The organism is Amycolatopsis sulphurea (assembly GCF_002564045.1).
Taxonomy (GTDB): domain Bacteria; phylum Actinomycetota; class Actinomycetes; order Mycobacteriales; family Pseudonocardiaceae; genus Amycolatopsis; species Amycolatopsis sulphurea.
This window is the reverse complement of the sequence record NZ_PDJK01000002.1, coordinates 974273-991047: the sequence shown is the minus strand read 5'-3', so window position 1 is coordinate 991047 and position 16775 is coordinate 974273. Positions and strand designations below refer to the sequence as shown.

11 protein-coding genes are annotated in these 16775 nt (G+C 68.6%); 4 read left to right on the top strand and 7 right to left on the bottom strand.

Annotated features, from left to right (window positions below; translation table 11 throughout):
- Positions 1–18: 18 nt before the first annotated feature.
- Entirely contained in the window at positions 19–3522 is a 3504-nt protein-coding gene (locus ATK36_RS34925; protein ID WP_098511079.1) for an ATP-binding protein, read from the bottom strand.
- A gap of 244 nt (positions 3523–3766) precedes the next feature.
- Between ATK36_RS34925 and ATK36_RS10490 the strand changes: the two genes are divergently transcribed.
- From ATK36_RS10490 to ATK36_RS10480, 3 genes are all read left to right on the top strand, one after another.
- A complete protein-coding gene (locus tag ATK36_RS10490) occupies positions 3767–4855 on the top strand; it encodes an LLM class flavin-dependent oxidoreductase (RefSeq protein ID WP_098511078.1) in 1089 nt (362 codons plus the stop codon).
- Between the two features lie 32 nt (positions 4856–4887).
- A complete protein-coding gene (locus ATK36_RS10485) occupies positions 4888–5475 on the top strand; it encodes an FMN reductase (RefSeq protein WP_098511077.1) in 588 nt (195 codons plus the stop codon).
- A gap of 67 nt (positions 5476–5542) precedes the next feature.
- Positions 5543–5950, top strand: a complete 408-nt coding sequence (locus ATK36_RS10480) for a PGPGW domain-containing protein (protein ID WP_098511076.1) — start codon at positions 5543–5545, stop codon at positions 5948–5950.
- Between the two features lie 55 nt (positions 5951–6005).
- Here ATK36_RS10480 and ATK36_RS10475 read toward each other — a convergent pair whose 3' ends face one another.
- The 5 genes from ATK36_RS10475 to ATK36_RS10455 are packed head-to-tail and all read right to left on the bottom strand — an operon-like array spanning position 6006 to position 13097.
- Positions 6006–8498 carry a LamG-like jellyroll fold domain-containing protein gene (locus ATK36_RS10475; RefSeq protein WP_098511075.1) on the bottom strand — a complete coding sequence of 831 codons (2493 nt, stop codon included), beginning with the start codon at positions 8496–8498 and terminating at the stop codon, positions 6006–6008.
- A 32-nt stretch (positions 8499–8530) separates the two neighbouring features.
- Positions 8531–9511: an ABC transporter permease gene (locus ATK36_RS10470; protein ID WP_098511074.1), complete on the bottom strand. Its 981-nt coding sequence runs from the start codon at positions 9509–9511 to the stop codon at positions 8531–8533.
- Positions 9508–10467, bottom strand: a complete 960-nt coding sequence (locus tag ATK36_RS10465) for an ABC transporter permease (RefSeq protein WP_098511073.1) — start codon at positions 10465–10467, stop codon at positions 9508–9510. Before ATK36_RS10465 ends, ATK36_RS10470 begins: the two co-directional genes overlap by 4 nt.
- Entirely contained in the window at positions 10439–12031 is a 1593-nt protein-coding gene (locus ATK36_RS10460; RefSeq protein ID WP_098511072.1) for a sugar ABC transporter ATP-binding protein, read from the bottom strand. Before ATK36_RS10460 ends, ATK36_RS10465 begins: the two co-directional genes overlap by 29 nt.
- Positions 12021–13097: an ABC transporter substrate-binding protein gene (locus ATK36_RS10455; protein ID WP_098511071.1), complete on the bottom strand. Its 1077-nt coding sequence runs from the start codon at positions 13095–13097 to the stop codon at positions 12021–12023. Before ATK36_RS10455 ends, ATK36_RS10460 begins: the two co-directional genes overlap by 11 nt.
- Before the next feature lie 182 nt (positions 13098–13279).
- On the opposite strand from ATK36_RS10455, the gene ATK36_RS10450 reads away from it, so the two are divergent.
- Positions 13280–14302 (top strand): LacI family DNA-binding transcriptional regulator, encoded by a 1023-nt coding sequence (locus tag ATK36_RS10450; RefSeq protein WP_098511070.1) that lies wholly within the window; start codon positions 13280–13282, stop codon positions 14300–14302.
- Between the two features lie 50 nt (positions 14303–14352).
- On the opposite strand, the gene helR is transcribed toward ATK36_RS10450, so the two are convergent.
- Positions 14353–16545, bottom strand: coding sequence for an RNA polymerase recycling motor ATPase HelR (gene helR / locus ATK36_RS10445; RefSeq protein WP_211291854.1), 2193 nt, complete (start codon positions 16543–16545; stop codon positions 14353–14355).
- Positions 16546–16775: the final 230 nt, after the last annotated feature.

The window sequence follows — 16775 nt, the reverse complement described above, 5'->3', positions numbered from 1 at the left end:
TTGGGAACGAAGGAAAACTCAGACGTCGATGGCTTCGCGGTCGACTCGGCCGGAGGATTCGACCAGCCAGTTGCGGCGGGGCTCGACCTTCTCGCCCATCAGCAGTTCCAGTGCGAGTTCGGCGGCTTCCGCGTCGTCGAGGGTGATCCGGCGGACCGAGCGGGTGGCGGGGTTCATGGTGGTCTCCCACAGTTCGTCGGCGTCCATCTCGCCGAGGCCCTTGAACCGCGGTACCGGGGTGACGACCTGCTTGCCCGCCGCCTCCAGTTCGGCGACCTTGGCCTCCATCTCGCGCTGGGTGAAGGTGAAGACCGTCTCGCCGCCGCGGCCCTTGGTGGTGATCTTGTGCAGCGGCGGCATGGCCGCGTACAGCCTGCCGTCCTCGATCACCGGGCGCATGTACTTGGCGAACAGGGTGATCAGCAGGGTCCGGATGTGCGAACCGTCCACATCGGCGTCGGCCATCAGGATCACCCGGCCGTAGCGCATCGTGGACAGGTCGAAGGTGCGCCCGGTCCCCGCGCCGAGCACCTGCACGATCGAGGCGATCTCGGCGTTCTTCAGGGTGTCGCCCAGCGACGCCTTCTGCACGTTGAGGATCTTGCCGCGCAGGGGGAGGAGGGCCTGATACTCCGAAACTCGTGCCATACGCGCGCTGTTGTGGACGAATACGCCGGATTCCAGGGCGAAGTTGTGATATCCGTCGACGGTCAGGTCGTAGACGTCGGCGGTCTCGGTCAGCCGTTCGACGCTGACGACGCTGTGGTTCACGTTCTTCGCGGCCTCGCGAAGGCGGGTGTAGTCACCGTCGAAATGCGCGAGCAGCCGTGCGAAGCGCAGGCCGGTTCGTGCCGCGGTCTTGCGGTGTTCCTCGTATTTCGCACCCAGTTCTTCGTCTGCGCACGACAACATCGCGGAGAGTCGCTTCAGGGCCGCGTTGCGCCGCCCGTCGTTCTGCCGGGCTACGCGGTCCGCGCGCGGCACTGAGGCGACGTACTTTGCGCGCCCTGCCTGGACCTTCGCGAGATGACCGGTTTCCGGATCGCTCATCCGCTGCTTCATGCGCGCGGAGTGCTGCTCTCCGAACTCGGGATGTTCTTCGTGCCAGGCGAGAACGGCCGCACGCTGCCGCTCTCGCTCGCCCGGGCAGGAAAACTGCTCGATCGTCTTCTGCGAACGCCAGGCGCGCAGCGACTCGTCCTGCCACTGGATGCCTGCCCGCCGGCTCCACTCCTCGCGTCGTCCGGGCTCGGAGAAAAAGGCGTGGACTCGTTCGGCGGCCTGCGCCCGATGGTCCGGGTTCGCCCAGTACTCGGCTTGCATCTGCCGCAGCCGCGCTGCATAGGCGGCCTTTTCCTCGGTGTTGAGCGCGGCGTACCAGGTCTGGAAGCCCTCTTCGAGCCGCCTTCGGAAGTCCGGGTCGCTGTTGAGCGCGGCCAGGCGGGCGAGGCAGGCGGTGCGGAAGGCCGGGTCCTTCCACTGCTGCGAGAGCATCGCGGACTTGAACTCCAGGCCGCCTTCGGCAAGCCATGCCCGGTATCCCTCGTGGACGTGTTCGCCCATCATCGACGCGTGCAGCGCGGCGTGATCTTCCCAGGTCATCCGGCGAATGTTGCGGGGATCGTTGTTCCGCTTGTCCACGTCCACGTGGTGCCGGACGTTACCGTTCGCCACGTCGTCGCGACCGTGGCGCAGGTTGTCGGCGTCCGCGAGGTAGTGCGTGTAGACCCATTCCGAACGGTCGTTCATCCAGACCCGCTCGTAGCCGTTGAGCTTGTCTCCGTCGGCGGACGATGAAACAGAACGGTACAGCGGCATCAGCGAGTCGCCCGGTGCCAGTGCGTCCGCACGGCGGTAGGAGCCGTCTCGGAGGCGGAAGAGGTGGTCCGGGGTGCAGCGGACCGACTCGCCGTTGTCCAGCGTGACGCGGACCAGTGGCGCGCCTCGTTTGGTCACGCGGGGCTCGACGAGCGGAGCGAGGACAACGCGACCCGCCTTGTTCGTGGTGTAGCCGTAGTGGGTGATGCCCTTTTCCCAGTCCGTGGCCAGATCCGCGAACGAGCGGCTCTGGCCCGAGGCCAGCGCCACGTGCGTGTCGCCAGTAAAACACCCGAGGGCGGAATCCCCTTCCACGAGGAACAGCTCGCTGCGGGAAACGCCGGTGGTGCGGCAGTCCACCAGCTTCGGGGGCATGGCCGCACCCTCAAGGGCGGTCTTGCGGCGGGCGGCGTCCTTCTGCTGTTTCTGGGTCAGCCGGACGCGGGCGGCGTCGACCACCTTCTGCAGGACGACCTTGGCCTCGGACTTGGTCTTGCGGTCCTCGGTCCAGCCGCGCAGGCGTTTGTCCACGATGCCCTGGATGACGCGGGTGATGCCGGCGGTGGACAGCTCGTCCTTGGTCTGCGAGGTGAACTGCGGCTCGGGCAGCCGCACGTGGATCACCGCGGTCATGCCTTCGAGCACGTCCTCGGTGGTCGGCGGGTCCTCTTTGGGCTTGAGCAGCCCGCGGGTCTTGCCGATCGCGTCCTGCAACGCCCGGGTGACCGCGCGGTCGAAGCCGCGGCGGTGGGTGCCGCCGTGCAGGTTGCGGATGGTGTTGGTGAAGCATTCCACGGTGCGCTCGTAGCCGGTGCCCCAGCGCAGCGCGACCTCCACCTCGGCGTGGCGCTCCACATTGGACTGCATGACCCCGTTGGCGTCGGCGGCGTTCTCCTTGTAGGTGCCTTCGCCGGTGATGATCAGCGTGCCGCACACCGGTTTCTCGCCGGACGGGGTGAGGAACTCGACCATGTCGGCCAGTCCGTTCGGGAAGTGGAAGGTCTCCTCTTCGATCGTGTCGCCGAGGGCGGTGCGCAGTACGTAGGTCACGCCGGGGACCAGGAAAGCGGTGTTGCGCAGCTTCGCGCGCACGGCCTGCACGTCGAGCGCGGCGCCGGTCTCGAAGTATCGCGCGTCGTACCAGTATCGGATGGACGTGCCGCTGCGTTCGCCGCGCTTCATCCTGCCGGCCATGGTCAGGCCGGAGCGGCGGGTGAACTTGGCCTTCGGGCCGGGGCTGTCGAACACGCCGGGCACACCGTGCGCGAACGACATCTCGTGCACTGTGCCGCTCTGCTTCACCGTGACGTCGAAGCGGTGGGACAGTGCGTTGACCGCGGAGGCGCCGACCCCGTGCAGGCCGCCGGAGGTCTTGTATCCCGAGCCGCCGAACTTGCCGCCCGCGTGCAGCCGGGTGAGCACCAGCTCGACCCCGGAGAGCCCGGACTTGGCGTGCACGCCCGTCGGGATGCCGCGGCCGTTGTCGTCGACCTGCACGCTGCCGTCGGCGTGCAGGGTGACCACGATGCGGTCCGCGTGCCCGGCCACGCCCTCGTCGGTCGAGTTGTCCACGACCTCGGAGAACAGGTGGTTGATGCCACGGCTGTCGGTGGAGCCGATGTACATCCCGGGGCGCTTCCGGACCGCTTCCAGGCCCTCGAGGTGCGTCAGGTCGTCGGCCCCGTACAGAGTCTCAGCAGTCACGAGGTCGTTTCTCCCGGATCGAGGCGAAGTACAGGGGGGAGCCCGGCGCCGGAGCGTGGCTCCGGGCCGACACCGTACTGCAGGATATCCGGCCCGTCTGTCAGGAATCGCTGGCTCCGGTCTGGAATGGGTGACCAGAGGTGTCCTGGGTCACGACGGGGCGCCCCGGGAATACCTCTTTCGCGCGAGTAGTTGACCGGGCAAGTAAGCTTGGAGCAACGAACGAGCGGCGGAGGAGCGCATCATGCAGTTCGGCATCTTCACGGTGGGTGACGTCACCACGGACCCCACCACCGGCGTCACGCCGTCGGAGCATGAGCGCATCAAGGCGATGGTGCGGATCGCGCTCAAGGCCGAGGAAGCCGGTCTCGACGTCTTCGCGGTCGGCGAGCATCACAACCCGCCGTTCGCCGCGCCGGCCAACCCGCCGGTGCTGCTCTCGCACATCGCCGCGCAGACGAAGAAGATCGTGCTGTCCACTTCGACCACGCTGATCACCACGAACGACCCGGTGCGCCTCGCGGAGGACTACGCGATGCTGCAGCACCTCGCGGACGGGCGGCTCGATCTGATGCTCGGCCGCGGCAACACCGGCCCGGTGTACCCGTGGTTCGGCAAGGACATCCGCGAGGGGATCCCGCTGGCGGTCGAGAACTACGCGCTGCTGCACAAGCTCTGGCGCGAGGAGGTGGTCGACTGGGAGGGCAGGTTCCGCACCCCCCTGCAGGGTTTCACCTCGACCCCGCGCCCGCTCGACGGCGTGCCCCCGTTCGTCTGGCACGGTTCGATCCGCAGCCCGGAGATCGCCGAGCAGGCGGCGTTCTACGGCGACGGGTTCTTCGCGAACCACATTTTCTGGCCCACTTCGCACTTCCAGCAGCTGATCGCGTTCTACCGGCAGCGTTTCGAGCACTACGGGCACGGCAAGGCCGATCAGGCGATCGTCGGGCTCGGCGGGCAGGCCTTCATCCGGCCCAAGTCGCAGGACGCGTGGCACGAGTTCCGGCCGTACTTCGACAATGCGCCAGTGTATGGACACGGACCGTCGCTGGAGGACTTCACCGAGCAGACCCCGCTGACCGTGGGCAGCCCGCAGGAGGTCATCGACCGCACGCTGACCTTCCGCGAGCACTTCGGCGACTACCAGCGTCAGCTGTTCCTGATGGACCACGCCGGCCTGCCGCTGAAGACCGTGCTGGAGCAGCTCGACCTGCTCGGCGAACAGGTCGTTCCGGTGCTGCGCAAGGAACTTGATGCGAAACGCCCGGCGCACGTGCCGGAGGCGCCCACGCACGAATCGCTCAAGGCCGTACCCGCCGAGTCGCTCGCCTGAAGCCGCCGAGATCGCCAGGAAGAAGGACGGACATGACCGCACGCACCATCGCCGTGGTCACCGCCGGGCTGAGCCAGCCGTCGTCCACACGGCTGCTGGCCGACCGGCTCGCCGAAGCCGCCCGTGCCGCGCTCGCCGACGAGGTCACCGTCGAGGTGATCGAGCTGCGTGACTTCGCTCTCGACGTCACGAACAACATGATCACCGGCTTCCCAAGCCCACGGCTGCGCGAAGCGATCGACACCGTGACGCGCGCAGACGGGCTCATCGCCGTCACGCCGGTGTTCACCGCTTCGTACAGCGGTCTGTTCAAGTCGTTCTTCGACGTGCTGGACAAGGAAGCGTTGGAAGGTAAGCCGGTGCTGCTTGCCGCGACCGGTGGTACGGAACGGCATTCGCTTGTACTCGACTTCGCGCTACGGCCGCTCTTCGCTTACCTTCGCGCGAATCCGGTTGCGACGGGCGTGTACGCAGCGTCGTCGGACTGGGGCGGGGCGTTGCAGGAACGAGTGGAGCGCGCCGCGAAGGAACTGGCTGCGCTGGTGAACGCGATGCCGGAAGCGAAGCCGGACGACGAGTTCACGTCGGTCCCGTTTGCACAGTTGCTCGCGGGAGACTGAGCTCGCTGGGCGTTTCGCCGCCGGACCGGGCACACTGGGCCGAAGCGGACAGTGCCGAGGAGGCCCGATGAGCGTCGGCAGATCGGTGAAGCAGGTGATCGCGGCCGTGGCCGGCGGTCTGCTGGTGATCGTCGGGGTGGTCCTGCTGGTGCTGCCCGGACCGGGACTGCTGCTGGTGCTCGCCGGGCTGGTCGTGCTGGCTTCGCAGTTCCCGGCGCTGGAGCGGTTCGTGGACCCGGTCCGCAGGCGGGCGATGAAGGCCGCCGAGGAGAGCGTGGCCTCGCCGCTGCGGATCGCCGGTTCGGTGCTGGCCGGGCTGGCCCTGATCGCCGCCGGGATCGTCTGGGGGACGGTACGCAGCCTGCCGTTCAGCAGCTGGAGTACCGGAACCAGCCTGATCCTGTCCGGGCTGATCATCTTCGCCCTGCTGATCTGGAGCTACCGCCGGGTGCAGGCGCGCCAGGAACAGCTGTGAAGGGTCCCTTCACGGACTCAGCGTCCGTGAAGGGACCCTTCACAGCATGGGGCCATTAGGAGGTGTAGAGGGTCTTCACCTCGGCCGGGGTCAGGGCACGGTCGTAGAGGTGCACCTGGTCCACGGCTCCGTTGAGGAAGTCGACCGGCTTGCCGCCGTACTGGCCGCGGCCGATCACGGTGTGCCCGATGCTCGCCTCGCCGAGGCAGGCGTTCTTGCTCGCGGCCTCCTGGCCGTTCACGTAGAGCGACAGCTTGCCCGTCGCGGCGTCACGGACACCGACCAGGTGATACCACTTGCCCGCTTCCGGGGTCATCGGGGCAAGTGCCCGGGTACCGACGAAACTGAACGCCAGCTTGTGGTCCTGTCCCGAGTACTGCAGATAGAACCCACTGTGGTCGCTGCCGTCCTGGCTCACCACGGTCTGGAAAGCGTCGCCGAGCTGAGTGAACTTCACCCAGGCCGAAACGCTGTAGCCGGCGTCGGTCTTGAGCAGCGAGGCGCCGGTGTCCGCGTACTGGCCCGAACCGTTCACCGAGAGCGCGGAGCCCTGGTGCCCGGCGGTCCAGGAGGCTCCGCCGACGAGCGTCGCGTTGTGGTTGCCGACCGAGTCCGCTGCCGTGGTACCGGTGTTCTCGTCGAAGGGATAGGCGGCAATACCATCGATTCCCGGCGTGCCTGGCCGGATCACCGGACCTTGCTGCGCGGAGCCGTCCACGCCCCTGATCACGGCCTGGTTCGCCGCACGCACGGCCGCGAAGTCCATCTTCTTCACCTGACGGTCGTAGGTGAAGAAGCCGTTGACCTCCTTCTCCACGTCGGTGGTCTGGGTGTAGACCCCGGCCGACACCCCGCACCGGCGGCCGGCGAGCAGGAGCTTCTGCTGCAGTTCGCCGTACCGGCGGGTGAGCGTGGCGCTGTCCGGCTCCATTTCGTAGGCGAAGCTGCCCGCCGGGTCGAACTGGTGCCCGTCGACCTTGAGGCCGAGCCCGCCGTACTCACCGTCCACCGCGGCCCGGGTGCCGTCCGGGACGGGCGTGCCCGGTCCGGTGTAGGTGTGGTCGTCGTAGAGGTCTCCCTTGCCACTGTCCGGTTCGGACCGGCAGCAGTTCACCCCGGATTCGGCGTCCACCAGCCGGGTCGGATCCCAGGCCTTGACCTGGTCGGCGATCCGGCCCACGGCGTAGTCGCCCCAGCCCTCGTTGAACGGCACCCAGGTGACGATGGACGGGAAGCTGCGGTGCTGCTCGATCATCCGGTGCAGCTCGGACTCGAAGTTCGCCTGTGCGGCCGGGCTCGGCTCGACGTCGTCCTTCATCGCCGGCATGTCCTGCCAGACCATCAGGCCGAGCTTGTCCGCGTAGTAGTACCAGCGGTCCGGCTCCACCTTGATGTGCTTGCGCACCATATTGAAGCCGAGCGCCTTTTCCTGCTCCAGATCGAATTTCAGTGCCGAATCGGTCGGCGCGGTGTAGATGCCGTCCGGCCAGAAGCCCTGGTCCAGCGGACCCAGCTGCATCACGAACTTGCCGTTGAGCAGCATCCGCTGCTTGCCGTCCGCGGTCTTGCCGACCGAGACCGAACGCATGCCGAAGTACGAGCGCACACTGTCCCCTGAGGACAGTCGCACCTGCAGGTCGTAGAGGAACGGATCGTCCGGCGTCCACAGGTGCGGCTTGGTCAGCTTGAGCCGCAACGGTTTGTTCGCCTCACCGGACACCTGGCCGACCACCTTGCCGTGGTCGTAGGCGACCGCGTCGACACGCTGCCGGGCCGGGCCGCCGACGGCCGCGTTCACCAGGACCGAGCCGGAAGCCAGGTCCGGCGTGGTGTCCACCCGGTCGAGGTGCGCCGGGGTCACCGGTTCCAGCCACACGGTCTGCCAGATGCCCGAGGCCGGGGTGTAGAAGATCCCGTCGCCCGGCTTGCGCTGCTTGCCCAGCGGCTGGCCGCCGGTGTCGTTCGGGTCTTGCACGCCGACCACGATCTGCTGGTCCTTCGCCGTGGTCAACGCGTTGGTGACGTCCGCGGAGAACGCGTCGTAGCCGCCGGTGTGGTGGGCGACCTGATGACCGTTGACCCACACCGTGGTGTCGTAGTCCACCGCCTGGAAGTGCAGCAGGAGCCGCTGGCCGCGGCCGCCCACCTGCCAGTTCTTCGGCACTTGGAAGGTGCGCTTGTACCACATCGAGGTCTCGTGCCGCATGATCCCGGACAGCGCGGATTCGACCGGGTAGGGGACCAGGATGCGTTCGGCCAGATCACGGCCGACCGGCGGCGTGTCGCCGGGCTTGGCCGCGGAGAACTCCCAGACCCCGTTGAGGTTCTGCCATTGGTCGCGGGCCAGTTGCGGCCGGGGATAGTCCGGCAGCGCGTTGTCCGGGGAGACCTGGCTGGTCCACGGTGTGGTCAGCGGCGGGGCGAGCCGGTGCCACTGCGGTGGGCCGGCCGCCGAGGCGGCGGGTGCGTTCGACAGCCCGGCGACGACCACGGCGAGTGCCGCGAACGCCGTGGCCCAGCGGCCGGGTCTGCGGGCAGGGCGGAACATTCGTCGTACCTCCTGGTGCGGGGATGAGCCGGTCAGGACTTGCGAGAACGGGCCAGTAGCCGCTGGATCACGACGACGACCAGCAGGAAGGCCCCGCTGACCACCGTCTGGTAGTTGGCGTCGAGGGTGCCGACCTGGTTGATCACGTTCTGGATCAGCGTTTTGAGTCCGACACCGACGAGGGTGCCGATGATCGTGCCCGCGCCGCCGGTGAGCAGCGTGCCGCCGATCACCACCACGGAGATCGCGTCGAGTTCGGTGCCGACGCCGAGCACGGTGACGCCGGACTGCAGGTACGCCGCGGTGAGCACGCCGGCCAGCCCGGCCAGCACGCCGCTGAGCGTGTAGAGAGCGACCTTGGTGCGGGCCACCGGCAGCCCCATCAGCAGCGCGGACTGCTCCGAACCGCCGATGGCGAACACGGACTGGCCGAACCTGGTGCGGCGCAACAGCACCCCGCCGAGTCCGAAAAGGAGCAACGCGAGATACACCGGCACGCCGACGCCGAAGATGGTGCCCTGCCCCAGCCACAGGAACGCCGAGCCGGGCTCCACTTTGTACGTTGTCGCGCCTTCGTTGGTGAGCGCCAGCAGGAGACCGCGGGCGAACAACAGCGAAGCGAGTGTGACGATGAACGGCGCCATTCGCGTCCGCGCGATGAGCAGGCCGTTGATCAGCCCGATCAGTCCACAAACGACAAGCGGCAGCAGGATCGTCGCGACCAGACCGTAGCGCGACCCGTACGCGGCCAGCACGCCGCCGAGCGCGTAGACCGAGCCGACGGACAGGTCGATCCCGCCGGAGATGATCACGAACGTCATGCCGAGCGCGATCACCGCGAGGAACGAGCCTTGCAACACCAGGTTGCGCAGGTTGTCCGCCGTGCCGAAGTGCGGGAAGGCGAACCAGGACACGACGATGCCGAGCACCAGTACCACCGCGGCGCCCTGACGCTGCAGCACAGCGGCCACGCTCGCCCCACGTTCCGACGGAGCGGCGACGGTCGCGGTCATCGCGTGCTCCGTTCCCTGGCGACGTACACCGCGGCGACGATAATGGCGGCCTGCACCATCTGCGCCGCGGAATCGGGCAGGTTGTGCTTGATCAGCGTGGCGTGCACCAGCTGCATCAGCAGCGCACCGAACACCGTGCCGAGGACACGTACCCGGCCGCCGGTGAGCGGAGTTCCGCCGACCACCACCGCGGTGATCGCGGACAGCTCCATCAGCAGCCCCATTTCGTTGGGGTCACTGGCACTGAGCCGGGCCGTGGCCAGCACTCCGGCGATCGCGGCCAGCGCGCCGGAGATCACGTACACCCCGATCAGCACGCGCTTGACCGGCAGCCCGGCGAGCGTCGCGGCCGGGCGGTTGCCGCCGACCGCGACCAGCTGCCGGCCGAACGTGGTGCGCCGCACCAGCAATCCGGCCAGCACCGCGAGCACCGCGGCGACCAGCACCATCACCGGGATGCCGAGCACCTCGCCGGTGCCCAGCGCGAGGAAGTCCGCGTTGTGCAGCTGGACGAGCTGGCCGTGCGCGATCACCAGGGCCAGCCCACGCCCGCCGACCAGCAGGGCGAGGGTCGCGATGATCGGCTGAATACCGAGGCGGGCCACCAGGAATCCGCTGAACAGCCCGGAAACCACGCCCGCCGCGAGCGCGACCAGCACCGCCATCACCGGTCCGGCGCCGAGGTAGAGCGGTATCAGTGCGGCGGCGATCGACATCACCGAGCCGACCGAGAGGTCGATGCCCTCGGTGCCGATCACCAGCGCCATGCCGAGCGCGACGATGCACACCGGCGCCGCCTGCACCAGCTGGGTGCGGAAGTTGGCGAGGGATAGGAAGTTCTCGGTGAAGGCCAGGTTGAACAGCAGCAGTACCACGACGGCGAGGTACACCCCGTAGTTCTGCAGCCAGCTCGTGACGCGGGCACGGTCAGGTCTGGTCAGCGTCGCGGTCGTCATCGTCGTCACCCCCAGCGGCGATCGCGGCCAGTACGTTGTCTTCGGTCACCGCGGAGCCGCTCAGCTCGCCGGCCACCGCGCCGTCGCGCAGCACGACCACGCGGTCCGCGCCGTCGAGCAGCTCCTCCAGCTCGGAGGAGATCAGCAGCACGCCGAGACCTTCCTTGGCCAGCTCGTCGATCAGCGCCTGTACTTCGGCCTTGGCGCCGACGTCGATGCCGCGGGTCGGCTCGTCCAGCAGCAGGACCTTCGGACCGGTGGCCAGCCAGCGCGCGAGCAGCACCTTCTGCTGGTTGCCGCCGGAGAGTTCGGAGACCTTCTGCTCCGGGCTGGAAGCCTTGATCCGCAGCCGTTCCATGAAAGTCCTGACCACCCGGTCCTGTTTGGCCCGGTTGACGAAACCGAAGGTGGACAGCCGGGGCAGCGCGGCGAGCACGATGTTCTCCCGCACGGACAGGTTCGGGATGATGCCGTCGGACTTGCGGTCCTCGGCGAGCAGCGCGACCCCGGACCGTACCGCGGTGGCGATCTTCCCGCGCTTCAACGGCTTTCCGGCCAGCATCACGGTGCCGTGCTCCAGCGGGAAGGCGCCGACCACCGCGCGGGCGGTCTCGCTGCGGCCGGACCCGAGCAACCCCGCCAGCCCGACTACCTCGCCGGGCGCGACGGTGACCGACACGTCGTGCAGCTTGCGTCCGCCGGTGAGATTCTCCGCTCGCAGCAACGGTTCCTTCCCGGCGTGGTGCTCCTCGCCGAAGGCGGTCACGCCCTCGGCGCGGATCTCGCGGATCTCCCGGCCGAGCATCATGGACACCAGCTCGATTCGCGGCAGCGGCTTCAATGCTCCACTGTGGACAACCTTGCCGTCGCGCAGCACGGTGACGCTGTCGCACACGCGATACAGCTCGTCCATCCGGTGACTCACGTAGAGCACCGCGATGTCCTGTGCGTGCAGCCGGGCGAGCACCTCGAACAGGGTGTCCACCTCGCGTGGCTCCAACGAGGACGTCGGCTCGTCCATCACCACCACACCAGCCTTTGTGGACACTGCGCGGGCGAGCGCGACCATCTGCTGCGCACCCACCGCGAGCGTGTGCAGCGGACGGCGCACGTCGGTCTCGATGCCGTACCCGGCCAGCAGTTCGCGGGCCTGCTCGTTCATCGCAGACCAGTCCACGAGCCCGCCGCGGGTACGGGGTTCCCGGCCCAGGAAGACATTGCTCGCAACGCTCATCAGCGGGACGAGATTGACTTCCTGGTAGATGGTGGAGATCCCGGCCCGCTGCGCGTCGATCGGGCGACGGAAGTCCACCGGCTCGCCGAAGTGGCGCACCTGGCCCTCGTCCGGCCGGTAGACCCCGGTGAGCACTTTGATCAAAGTGGACTTGCCGGCCCCGTTCTCCCCGACCAGTGCGTGCACCTCGCCGCGCCGCAGCGTGAACGAGACGTCGTCCAGGGCCACCGTGCCGGGGAACCGCTTGGTCACCCCGGCCACCTCCAGCACCGGTGCGGCGGTGGCGTCCGCCCGGCCGGTGCCCGCCAGGGTCTGCCGGTCAGAACGCATTCCCGACCTTCTGCGCCGCATTCGACTCGTCGTAGGCGTCGTCGCTGATCACGATGCTCCGCGCGATCGCCTTGCCGTCCGCGAACTGCTGCAGGGTCTGGAAGGCCAGCTGCCCGAACCGCGGATTGGACTCGATCACCGCGTTGTAGCTGCCGTCCGCGATCAGCTGCACCGCGTTGCGGGTGCCGTCCACGGACACGACTTTGACGTCTTTGCCCGGGTTCTTGCCCGCGGTCTTGAGCGCGTTCACCGCGCCGATGCCCATCTCGTCGTTCTCCGCGTACACCGCGGTCAGGTCGGGATGGCTCTGGATCAGCTGCTCGGTCACCTGCTGGCCCTTGGACCGGTCGAACTCGCCGGTCTGCTCGGCGACGACGGACAGGCCGGGCGTCTTCTTCAGCTCGTCCTTGAAACCCTGGGTACGGTCGGTGGTCACGTTGTTGCCCGAGGAGCCGAGCAGGATCGCGACTTTTCCGGTGCCGCCGGTGGACTTCGCCAGCGCGGCGGCCGCGCGGTGGCCCTGTTCCACGAAGTTGGAGCCGATGAAGGTCAGGTAGTCGGTGCACGGCTTCGAGTTCACCTGGCGGTCGATGGTGACCACCGGGACCTTCTTCGCTTTCGCCGCGTCGAATGCGGGCTGCAGGCCGTCGGAGTTCAGCGGTGCCACGATGAGCAGCTGCGCGCCCCGGTCGAGCAGCGACTTGATGTCACTGACCTGCTTGTTGAGGTCACTCTGCGCGTTCGTGGTCAGCAGGTGGTCTTCCGGAATGCCGAGTTTCTTCGCTTCGTCCTTGATGGACTGGGTCTCCGCGATGCGGAACGGGTTGGCCTCCTTCTCCGACTGGGAGAAGCCGACGACCGCGGTCTTCGGGTCCACCTTGGGGTAGCCGGTCTTGGCGATCGTGCTGCCGTCCACGACCGGCGCCTCGGATGCGGCGGACGCGGCCGGACCCGCGCCGGTGCCGGGTGCCGAGGAGGTTTCTTCGCGGCTGGTGCAGCCGGCCAGCACGAGGGCCGCGGCGGCACCGGTGACGAGGACCAGGCGAGCGGTGGCGGTCGGGGACACTGCGGACTCCTCACGGCGGACGGCTAAGGTGACCCGCTCGCCGGCGTGACCGCAGTCACTCCCCGGCGAGCTCGCGCTATTTTTACATCGTTGGAACAACGTTGTAAACAGGCAAAAGGTCGCTACACTTCGTGTCCGCCGGGGCTCGTAGTGGGCGCCGGTGGCAAGTGGAGGGAGTCGGCGTGGCCGTGACACTCAAGGACGTCGCGACGCTGGCGGGCGTTTCGGTGAAGACCGTCTCGAACGTGGTCAACGGCTATGCGTTCGTGAAGCCGGAAAACCGGCGCCGGGTGGAGGAAGCGCTGGCCGCGACCGGGTACCGGCCGAACGTCGGCGCGCGCAACCTGCGCCGTGGCCGTACCGGATTCCTCGCGCTGATGGTGCCGGAGCTGAGCATCCCGTACTTCGGCGAACTGGCCGGGCTGGTGATCACCGCGGCACAGCGGCGCGGCTGGAGTGTCCTGATCGAACAGACACAAGGGACCCGAACCCGGGAACGGGCCACTGTGGACTCTCTCGGGCCGCATCTGGTGGACGGCGCGCTGGTGCACCCGGAAGCGCTGGAGGCGGGGGATTTTCCCGACCCCGGAACGGGAATCCCGATGGTGCTGCTCGGCGAGCACGCGGTGGACGTGGCGCTGGACCGGGTGGCCATCGACAACGTGCGGGCCGCGCACGTCGCGGTGTCGCATCTGGTCTCCCTCGGCCGGCGCAGGATCGCCGCGATCGGGGTGAACCCGCGCCGTGGCACGGCCTCGCTGCGGGTCGCCGGCTACACCGCGGCGCTCACCGACGCCGGTCTGTCCGTTGTGGACTCCCTGCTGGAGCCCGCGGACAAGTACCACCGGGCGAACGGGGCGGCCGCGATGAACCGGCTGCTGGACCTGCCGGAGCCGCCGGACGCGGTGTTCTGCTTCAACGACCTGCTCGCCGTCGGGGCGCTGCGCTCGGTGGCCGAACATGGTCTGCGGGTGCCCGAGGACATCGCGATCGTCGGGTTCGACAACACCGAGGAGAGCGCGTTCAGCCTGCCCTCGATCACCACCATCTCCCCGGACAAGGCGGCCATCGCGGACGCCGCCGTCGATCTGGTGCACGCCCGGATCACCGGCGCCGAGCGGACCCCGCCGCACGAAGTCCAGCCGCCGTTCTCCCTGGAGATCCGGGAAAGCACCGCCGGGACAGCGGTTCCGGGAGGGCTGTGAAGGGTCCCTTCACGGTCTAGACGTCCGTGAAGGGACCCTTCACAGCCCTGCTAGGTCGCGTCGGTGGCGGGAGTGAGGGGGGCGAGGGCGTGGAGCGCTGGCGGGAGTGGGTCCCGGTGCAGCACGCCGAGCCGTTGCGTGGCGCGGGTGAGTGCGACGTACAGGTCGGACGCGCCGCGCGGGCCTTCGGCGAGGATCTTCCCCGGGTCCACGATCAGCACGGCGTCGTACTCCAGTCCCTTGGTCTCCGACGGCGGCACCGCACCCGGCACGTCCGGCGGCCCGATCACCACGCAGGTGCCCTCACGGGCGTCTTCATCGCGGGTGAACTGCTCGACCGCGGCGGCCAGCTCGTCTTCGCTGACCTGCCGCGACCACGGCCGGACCCCGCACGCACGGACCGAGTCCGGCGGCTGCACGTCGGGGGAGAACTCGGCCAGCAGCGCCGCGGCGACCGCCATGATCTCCGCCGGGGTGCGGTAGTTCACCGTGAGCGAGCGATACACCCAGCGGCCTGGCACGTACCGGTCGAGCATCCCGCCCCAGGACCGGGCGCCGGCCGCGTTCCGGCGCTGGGCCAGATCGCCGACCACCGTGAAGGACCGGCCGGGGCAGCGCCGCATGATCACCCGCCAGTCCATTTCGGACAGTTCCTGGGCCTCGTCGACCACCACGTGCCGGTAGGTCCAGTCCCGGTCCGCGGCGGCGCGTTCGGCCAGCTCACGGGTGTCGCGCTCGGTGAAGTGACCGGCCAGATCCTCGGCGTAGAGCAGGTTTTCGGCGGTCAGCAGGACATCCTCGTCCAGCTCCTCCCGGTCGAGTTTCAGCACATCCATGACCCCGGCCGCGTAGTCGGCCGCGGCCTTGCGCTCCTGCGCGGCGGCCCCTTCGGCGGCCTTGTCCACGGCCGGGTCCCGGCCGAGCAGATCGACGAGTTCGTCGAGCAGCGGGACGTCGGACACGGTCCAGGCCTCGCCGTCGGTGCGCAGCAACGCCGGGTCGGCCCCGGCCGCGGCCAGCCGTTCCGGGCAGGTGTAGAGCCCGGACAGCACGGATTCCGGGGTGAGGCCGGGCCACAGCTCGTCGATCGTGGCGGTGAACACGTCGTCACCCTGCAGCTGGCCGAGCAGGTTCCGGCGCAGGTCCTCCCAGGATTCGCGGTCGTCACGGGTCAGCCAGCCGCGGCCGATCCGCGCGATGGCGCGTTCGGTGAGCACGTAGGTGACGATGTCGACGAACACCGCACGCGCCTCGTTGTGCGGCAGGCCGCTCGCGCGGGCCTCGTCTCTCGCCCATTCGGCGGTTTCGGCGTCGATCCGCACTGACACGTCGCCGAGCCCGATCGGTACCGGCGTCCGCGGGAGTCGCTGCCGATCGGCGATCGCCTTGCCCAGCACGTCCAGCATCTTCAGCGAGCCCTTGGCACCGGCGGCCCCGTCCTCGGCCGTGACGTGCCGCCCCGGCACGAGATCGCCGGGCGTCATGAACACCACGTCGCTCTCGCCCAGCGACGGCAGCACCCGGCCGATGTGGTGCAGGAACGCCGGATTCGGCCCGACGACGAGCACGCCGTGGCGTTCCATCCGCTCCCGCTGCGTGTAGAGCAGATAGGCGACCCGATGCAAGGCGACCACGGTCTTTCCGGTGCCCGGACCGCCTTCGATCACCAGCACGCCGGGATGGTCGAGCCGGATGATCTCGTCCTGCTCGGCCTGGATCGTCGCCACGATGTCCCGCATGCCCTCGCCCCGCGGCGCGTTGACCGCGGCGAGCAACGCCGCGTCGCCGCGCTCGTCCGCTCCCGGCCTGCCGAACACCTCGTCGGTGAAATCGAGCACGGCCCGCCCGCGGGTGAGGAATTGCCGGCGCCGGCGCATCCCTTCCGGCGTCGCCCCGGTCGCGGTGTAGAACGCCCGCGCGGCCGGCGCCCGCCAATCCAGCAGCACGGGTTCGTAGTCGTTTTCTTGATCGAAAAGCCCGATCCGGCCGAGATAGGAATGCTCCCCGGAAACCGCGTCGAGCCGCCCGAAGCACAGCCCGTTGTCCGCGACGTCCAGCCGACGCACCTCCCGCCCCAGCGAACGCACCCGCACATCCCGCTCCAGCGGCGACTCCCCGTTGTCCCCCAACGCGGCCTGATACTCCCGCCGCGCTCGTACCCGCTCCCCGTCCAGCCGCGCATACAGCCCGGCGACGTGCTCCTGTTCGGACCGCAGTTCCGTTTCGTACCTGTGATTTGACACGTGCCCCTCACCGTGGTTAAACTGTACTTAGTTCGGCGGGTGTTCCTATTCTTCACAGGAAGACACGCCGATTTTTTATTGTCCATCCGATGTCAAGCAGGCTGGGGCACGGTCGTTTTCCGGGCAGGGAATCCGGGCAGGGAATCCGGGCAGGGTGTCGGGGCGCGGTGTCGGCAAAGTCGGGGTGAGGGGCCCTGCGCCGCCGTGAAGGTCTGTGAAGGGGCCCTTCA

What these genes read in the sequence shown, in the direction of transcription:
- ATK36_RS10490 (WP_098511078.1), top strand. Translation starts at nt 3,767, where the DNA reads ATGCAGTTCGGCATCTTCACGGTGGGTGACGTCACCACGGACCCCACC.
- ATK36_RS10485 (WP_098511077.1), top strand. Translation starts at nt 4,888, where the DNA reads ATGACCGCACGCACCATCGCCGTGGTCACCGCCGGGCTGAGCCAGCCG.
- ATK36_RS10480 (WP_098511076.1), top strand. Translation starts at nt 5,543, where the DNA reads ATGAGCGTCGGCAGATCGGTGAAGCAGGTGATCGCGGCCGTGGCCGGC.
- ATK36_RS10475 (WP_098511075.1), bottom strand. Translation starts at nt 8,498, where the DNA reads ATGTTCCGCCCTGCCCGCAGACCCGGCCGCTGGGCCACGGCGTTCGCG.
- ATK36_RS10470 (WP_098511074.1), bottom strand. Translation starts at nt 9,511, where the DNA reads ATGACCGCGACCGTCGCCGCTCCGTCGGAACGTGGGGCGAGCGTGGCC.
- ATK36_RS10465 (WP_098511073.1), bottom strand. Translation starts at nt 10,467, where the DNA reads ATGACGACCGCGACGCTGACCAGACCTGACCGTGCCCGCGTCACGAGC.
- ATK36_RS10460 (WP_098511072.1), bottom strand. Translation starts at nt 12,031, where the DNA reads ATGCGTTCTGACCGGCAGACCCTGGCGGGCACCGGCCGGGCGGACGCC.